This window comes from Mycobacterium sp. 1165178.9 (assembly GCF_001673555.1).
GTDB lineage: Bacteria > Actinomycetota > Actinomycetes > Mycobacteriales > Mycobacteriaceae > Mycobacterium.
Genome location: NZ_LZMB01000420.1, coordinates 1 through 6,791, shown reverse-complemented (window position 1 = coordinate 6,791; position 6,791 = coordinate 1). Strand labels below are relative to the sequence as shown.

The window sequence follows — 6,791 nt, the reverse complement described above, 5'->3', positions numbered from 1 at the left end:
GCTGACCGACACGGTGCCCTGCGACCACCGCCAGAGGCCCAGCGTGGCCAGCAGGCACGCCAGCAGCACCAGCGACCCGCCGGTGTAGCCGATGCCCAGTGATCGGTCCGCGAAATCGGCCAGCACGGTGCCGAACGTCGTCGAGGCCACGATCGTCGCCCAGTAGAGGACCGCATGGAATCGCTTGGCGAGGATCTGCGCCGCAACCAGCACCACCAGCGCGACGCCGAATATTGCGACACCGGCGGCGTAGCCCCAATTCAGCGTCATCGTGACGGTGTCGCCGCCCGTCTCGCCCAACGTCGTCGCCAGAACCTTGATGACCCAGAAGCCCAGGGTGACCGCCGGCACCTTGGTCAGCGCGTGTTTCGAAACGTCAGTCATGCAAGCCATCTTCCTTCGTCGAGGGTTCCCGCGGGAATCGGCGGGTTCCATTTCGTGGCAGGTTCTGCTCACCGGGATCGCAAAGCCGGCGGGTTCTCGCAGGTGGCGCAATAGCGCGGCGGGTGGCGGTTTTCGCTGGTCGGGCCCAAAGGCGGCCCGGCGCAATACGTCCGGCTGCCGGCACGGGCCCTCACCGGCGGCCCGAAAAGCGGCCCTGAGCTGCGTTAGCGTGACTCCCGTGGCGCAACCAGTACCCAGCCGGGATATCCAAGACTCCCGGTCCAATCGCGCCCGCCGGGTCGCCGATGTGTTGCGCCAGCAGATCCACGCCGACGCCTACCCGGAGGGCCTGCCGCCCGAGCTGGAGCTGGCCGCCGAATTCTCGGTATCGCGCAACACCATTCGCGAGGCATTGGCCGTACTCAAGCATGAGGGGCTGATCGATCGTGGACCCAAGGTCGGTACGCACGTCGCGCAGCGCAAATACGATCACGGGCTCGACGCGCTGCTGGGCCTGAAGGAGACGTTCAAGGATCTCGGAGAGGTCCGCAACGAGGTGCGCGCCGCAATGCCCGTCACCGCGCCGCCGTCGGTGGCCCGCCGGCTGCGGCTGCAGCCGGGTGAGCAGGCGGTGTTCGTCGAGCGGTTGCGCTACCTCGGCGACCTACCGCTCAGCCTGGACCTCACCTACCTCGCCCCGGAACTGGGCCGCGAGGTGCTGAATCATCCGCTGGAGACGAACGATTTGTTCGCGCTCATCGAGGAGGTGAGCGGGCAACGGCTGGGCTCGGCGGCGCTGGCGCTCGAGGCCATTCCGGCCGACGCGCATTCGGCGGCCACGCTGCAGGTGCCCGACGGCGCGGCGCTGCTGATGCTGGAGCGGCTCACCAGCCTCGCCGACGGCACGCCCGTCGACCTGGAGTACATCCGGATGCGGGGCGATCGAATCACCATGCGGGGCAACCTTTTCAGAGTCGAGCCGATGAGGAGCAACCCATGACGCTGATCAACAACAACCGCGCCGACGTGCCCGTCACGATCGACGAGTCGCTGTGTATCGACGGCTGCACGCTGTGCGTGGAGGTCTGCCCGCTCGATGCGCTGGCCATCAACCCCGACACCGGCAAGGCGTACATGCACGTCGACGAGTGCTGGTACTGCGGCCCCTGCGCGGCCCGCTGTCCCACCGGCGCCGTCACCGTCAACATGCCCTATCTCATTCGCTGAAAAGCCTCCGACCCCAGGACCTTTCATGAGACGACGCGCCATCCGGCTGGCGTCGGTGGTGTTCGCGATCGCCGCGCTCACCTCCGGTTGCTCACTGGAATCTCTGTCGCAGTCATCCGGCGTGGTCAACGTCGTGGTGGGCTATCAGTCCAAGACCATCAACACCGTCACCGCGGGTACCCTGCTCCGTGCCCAGGGCTACCTGGAACGCCGGCTCGCCGACATCACCTCCCGCACCGGCACCAAATACGCGGTGCGGTGGCAGGATTACGACACCGGCGCCCCGATCACCGCGCAGATGCTCGCCGAGAAGATCGACATCGGCTCGATGGGCGACTATCCGATGCTGATCAACGGCTCGAAGACGCAGGCCAACCCGTTGGCGAAGACCGAGATCGTCTCCATCACCGGCTACAACCCCAAGGGCGCCCTCAACATGGTGGTCGTGGCGCCCGGCTCGTCGGCGACCACGCTGAGCGACCTGGCCGGCGCCAAGGTCTCGGCCAGCGTGGGCTCGGCCGGTCACGGCACCTTGATGCGGGCGCTGGATAGGGCCGGGATCAAAGGCGTGGAAGTGCTCAACCAGCAACCGCAGGTGGGCGCCTCCGCCCTGGAATCCGGCCAGGTACAGGGCCTTTCGCAGTTCGTCGCCTGGCCGGGCCTGCTGGTGTTCCAGGGCAAGGCAAAGCTGCTGTACGACGGCGCCGAGCTGAACCTGCCCACGCTGCACGGCGTTGTGGTCCGGCGCTCGTATGCGTCGGCCCACCCGGAGGTGCTGGGCGCGTTCCTGCAGGCGCAACTGGACGCAGGAGACTTCCTCAACTCCAAACCGCTGGAGGCCGCCCGGATCGTCGCCCAGGCGGCGGGGCTGGCGCAGGAAGTCGTGTACCTCTACAACGGTCCCGGCGGTACGTCGTTCGACACCACGCTCAAACCGTCACTGGTCGAGGCGCTGAAAAACGATGTGCCGTATCTGAAGTCGATCGGAGACTTCACCGACCTCGATGTATCCGGCTTCGTCCAGGATGGGCCGTTGCGCACCGTATTCGGCGCTCGCGGCCTCAACTACGACGCGGCCCGGGCCGCCACCGCCAACCCGTCCGCGCTCCGCGGGGATCCCGCGTTGGCGAGCGAACTGTGGCTGGACGGTTCGGATTCCACCCAAACGGTCGTCGACCCGACCAGTCTGCTTCGAGCGGTGCGGGACGCGACCGCCCGCGGCGCCAAAGTCCGTGCCGCCTACGTTCCGGACACGGAGCTGGGCACCCGGTGGTTCGCCGATAAGGCGGTCTGGGTCAAGGACGGCCAGAACTACCTGCCGTTCGGAACACCGGCGGGCGCGCATCGCTATCTCGCCGCGCACCCGGGCGGCGGCACGATCGTGAATTACGAGCAGGCCCTTGGAGGTTCGGTATGACCGCGTATCTCACCGGCGACCCGGTAGCCCCGACGACCGCGCCGGTCGTCGACACGGCCCCGGCGATGGCCACGCCGCGACGAGCCGGTTCGCCCTGGCCGTGGCGGCTGCTAAGGCTCGCATCGGTCGCCGCCGCGATCGGGTTATGGCAGGTGCTCACCGCCGACAAGGTCCGGCTGCTGCTGCGCTTCGACACGCTGCCCACGGTCACCGAGATCGTGCACGCGCTGGGACGCCGGCTCGGAAGCTCCGAGTATTGGCTTGATCTGGCGCAGTCGCTGATCCGAATTCTCACCGGGTTCGGATTGGCCGCGGTGGTCGGTGTCGCGACGGGTGTGTTGCTGGGCCGGTCGCGCTTGTTCGCCAACACCTTCGGCCCGCTGGCGGAGTTGGTCAGGCCCGTCCCCGCCATCGCGATGGTGCCGGTGGCGATCCTGCTGTTCCCGACCGACGAGGCCGGCATCGTGTTCATCACCTTCCTGGCGGCATACTTCCCGATCCTGGTCAGTAGCCGGCACGCGGTGCGTGCGCTGCCCACACTGTGGGAGGACTCGGTGCGCACGCTCGGGGGCGGCCGGTGGGATGTGCTGAAGCAGGTGGTGTTGCCGGGCATCCTGCCGGGTGTGTTCGGCGGCCTTTCGGTCGGTATGGGCGTGGCGTGGATCTGCGTGATCTCCGCGGAGATGATCTCGGGCCGGCTGGGGATCGGCTACCGCACCTGGCAGGACTACACCGTGCTGGCCTATCCGCAGGTGTTCGTCGGCATCATCACCATCGGTGTGTTGGGTTTCGCGACGGCGGCAGCCGTCGAGGTCGTGGGCCGCCGGGTGACCAGCTGGCTGCCGCGTGCGGAGGAGGAAGGCCGGCAATGACTTTGGAAAAGGCCGGAGTGAGCCTTGAGCTGAATCGAGTTCGTTTGTCCTACACCGGAGAACCGGTGATCGACGGGCTGAGCCTGACCGTGCGTCCCGGAGAGATCCTGGTGCTCACCGGTCCCTCGGGCTGCGGCAAGTCGACGGTGCTGCGCGCCATGGCGGGACTGCTGCGGCCCGACGAGGGCCGGATCGTCGCCGACGGCGACGAGGTGACGACCACCTCGGGCGACCGGGGCATGGTGTTTCAGGACAACGCGTTGCTGCCGTGGCGCACCGTCCGCTCCAACATCGAGTTGGCCCTTCGGCTGCGCGGTGCGCCCCGGGCAGGCAGGCGCGCCGAGGCCGACCGCTGGATCGCCGAGCTCGGTCTCACCGGCTTCGGCGACTACCTGCCCAAGAGCCTGTCCGGCGGCATGCGGCAGCGCGTCCAGCTGGCGCGCGGGCTGGCCGGGGCGCCGCGCGCGGTGATGATGGACGAGCCGTTCGGCGCGCTGGACACCCAGACCCGTGCGGCCATGCAGCGGCTGCTGATCGACACCTGGCGCGCCCATCCGACGACGATCGTTTTCGTCACACACGATGTCGACGAGGCGCTGCTGCTCGGCGATCGCATCGCCGTGCTGGGCAGGGCCGGTCAGCCGCTGCGCACATTGATCGACGTGCCGGAGCCGCGCGTCGATCAGCAGCGCGCCGCGCTGCGCGCTGAAGTCATTGCGGCACTGAACCATCACGCGGAGGCGGCATGATGCAGATTCCCGACCCGGCGGCCCCGGTCCGGCTCGACTGTGACGTCCTGGTCATCGGCGGGGGCACCGCGGGCACCATGGCGGCGCTGTCGGCCGCCGAGAGCGGCGCGCAGGTGCTGCTGCTGGAAAAGGCCCACGTTCGCCACTCCGGAGCGCTGGCGATGGGCATGGACGGCGTCAACAACGCTGTGATCCCTGGCAAGGCCGAGCCCGAGGACTACGTCGCCGAGATCACCCGCGCCAACGACGGAATCGTCAACCAGCGCACCGTGTATCAGACCGCCACCCGCGGCTTCGCGATGGTGCAGCGGCTGGAACGCTACGGGGTGAAGTTCGAAAAGAACGAGCACGGCGAATACGCGGTACGCCGGGTGCACCGCTCGGGCTCCTACGTGCTGCCGATGCCCGAGGGCAAGGACGTCAAGAAGGCCCTGTATCGCGTGCTGCGGCAACGGTCGATGCGCGAGAAGATCCAGATCGAGAACCGGCTGATGCCGGTCAGGGTGCTGACCCACGAAGGCCGGGCCGTGGGCGCGGCGGCGCTGAACACGCGTACCGGCGAATTCGTCACGGTGGGCGCCAAGGCGGTCATCCTGGCGACCGGCGCCTGCGGGCGGCTCGGGCTGCCCGCGTCGGGCTACCTGTACGGCACCTACGAGAACCCCACCAACGCCGGCGACGGCTACTCGATGGCTTATCACGCGGGCGCGGAGCTGTCAGGCATCGAGTGCTTTCAGGTCAACCCCCTGATCAAGGACTACAACGGCCCGGCATGTGCGTACGTCGCCAATCCCTTTGGCGGCTATCAGGTCAACTCGCACGGCGAGCGGTTCGTCGACTCCGACTACTGGTCGGGACAGATGATGGCCGAGGTCAAAACCGAGATCGACTCCGCGCGCGGACCCATCTACCTCAAGGTGTCCCACCTGCCCGACGAGACGCTGACCGCCCTGGAGAACATCCTGCACACCACCGAGCGGCCGACCAGGGGCACCTTCCACGCCAACCGCGGCCATGACTACCGCACCCACGACATCGAGATGCACATCTCCGAAATCGGCTTGTGTAGTGGGCATTCCGCATCGGGTGTGTGGGTAGACGAGCACGCCCGCACCACGGTTCCGGGCCTGTACGCCGCGGGCGACATGGCCTGCGTCCCGCACAACTACATGATCGGGGCGTTCGTGTTCGGCGATCTGGCGGGCACGCACGCGGCCTCGACCCTGACCGATGTCACAGCGCCGCAACAGCTTCCGGCCGAACAGGTGCGCGAGGCGCACGAGCTGATCTACCGGCCGCTGCGGCATCCGGACGGTCCGCCGCAACCGCAGGTCGAATACAAGCTGCGGCGGTTCGTCAACGATTACGTCGCACCTCCCAAGACCGGCGCCAAGCTGTCCCTGGCCATCCGCACCTTCGAGCGCATGAGCGCCGAGATCGCCGAGATGGGCGCCCGCAATCCGCACGAGCTGATGCGCGCGGTGGAGGTGTCGTTCATCCGGGACTGCGCCGAGATGGCGGCACGCTCGTCGCACACCCGCACCGAATCGCGGTGGGGCCTCTATCACGATCGCGCCGACCTGCCCGGCCGCGACGACAACCAGTGGGGCTATCACCTCAATCTGCGCAAGGACGCCGACGGCGCGATGGTGTTCCTCAAGCGGCCGGTGGCACCGTATCTCGTGCCGGTCCCGGAGCTCGACGGCCTGCCGCCCACCGACCAGACCGTGTACCCGGTGGAGCAGCCGCCGTTGGTCGGCGGCCAAGCGCCGGCCACCGCGGTGTCTCGAATCAGCCCCGCGGCAACGGCGTTCGAGCCGCCGTCGCCGCGCATCGCCGAGGTCCTTGGGCTCGAGGAGCCCACGATGGCCGACCTTCGGCCCTACCTTGCCGATGCGGATCCGGGGGTGCGCCGCACCGCGGTGTCGACGCTGACCGAGCACATTCCCGACGGCTATGCGCCGGCGCTGGTGGCCGCGCTGAACGACGCCGATGCCGCGGTCCGCCTCACCAGCGCCGAGGGTATCCGCGAGCTGGTCGAGGTGCTGCCCGAGCCGGAAAGCGTTCGGGAACACCTGGATTCAGTCGATCGGGTGGTGCGCGCGGCGGTACTGCACGTGCTGGCCGCACGCCGGGCCGGCG

The 6,791-nt window shown here is 68.3% G+C and carries 6 protein-coding genes and 1 pseudogene; 6 read left to right on the top strand and 1 reads right to left on the bottom strand.

Annotated elements, in window-relative coordinates; genetic code table 11:
• Positions 1 to 384, bottom strand: a pseudogene (locus tag A5652_RS18305) (hypothetical protein); the annotation flags it as partial.
• A gap of 229 nt (positions 385 to 613) precedes the next feature.
• On the opposite strand from A5652_RS18305, the gene A5652_RS18300 reads away from it, so the two are divergent.
• The 6 genes from A5652_RS18300 to A5652_RS18275 all read left to right on the top strand — a co-directional run.
• A complete protein-coding gene (locus A5652_RS18300) occupies positions 614 to 1,384 on the top strand; it encodes a GntR family transcriptional regulator (protein WP_067354525.1) in 771 nt (256 codons plus the stop codon).
• Positions 1,381 to 1,611, top strand: a complete 231-nt coding sequence (locus A5652_RS18295) for a ferredoxin family protein (protein ID WP_067354520.1) — start codon at positions 1,381 to 1,383, stop codon at positions 1,609 to 1,611. Before A5652_RS18300 ends, A5652_RS18295 begins: the two co-directional genes overlap by 4 nt.
• Before the next feature lie 25 nt (positions 1,612 to 1,636).
• Positions 1,637 to 3,028, top strand: a complete 1,392-nt coding sequence (locus A5652_RS18290; protein WP_067354514.1) for an ABC transporter substrate-binding protein — start codon at positions 1,637 to 1,639, stop codon at positions 3,026 to 3,028.
• A complete protein-coding gene (locus A5652_RS18285; RefSeq protein ID WP_067354511.1) occupies positions 3,025 to 3,900 on the top strand; it encodes an ABC transporter permease in 876 nt (291 codons plus the stop codon). The genes A5652_RS18290 and A5652_RS18285 overlap by 4 nt, the downstream gene beginning before the upstream one ends.
• The gene (locus A5652_RS18280) at positions 3,897 to 4,649 is read left to right on the top strand and encodes an ABC transporter ATP-binding protein (protein WP_067354507.1); all 753 of its coding nucleotides are present in this window, start codon (positions 3,897 to 3,899) and stop codon (positions 4,647 to 4,649) included. The genes A5652_RS18285 and A5652_RS18280 overlap by 4 nt, the downstream gene beginning before the upstream one ends.
• The coding region (locus tag A5652_RS18275; protein ID WP_197514007.1) for a fumarate reductase/succinate dehydrogenase flavoprotein subunit at positions 4,646 to 6,791 on the top strand (2,146 nt) is incomplete at its 3' end. The genes A5652_RS18280 and A5652_RS18275, both read left to right, overlap by 4 nt.

Coding starts and splice junctions, on each gene's coding strand:
- A5652_RS18290 (WP_067354514.1), top strand. CDS start 1,637: ATGAGACGACGCGCCATCCGGCTGGCGTCGGTGGTGTTCGCGATCGCC.
- A5652_RS18295 (WP_067354520.1), top strand. CDS start 1,381: ATGACGCTGATCAACAACAACCGCGCCGACGTGCCCGTCACGATCGAC.
- A5652_RS18280 (WP_067354507.1), top strand. CDS start 3,897: ATGACTTTGGAAAAGGCCGGAGTGAGCCTTGAGCTGAATCGAGTTCGT.
- A5652_RS18285 (WP_067354511.1), top strand. CDS start 3,025: ATGACCGCGTATCTCACCGGCGACCCGGTAGCCCCGACGACCGCGCCG.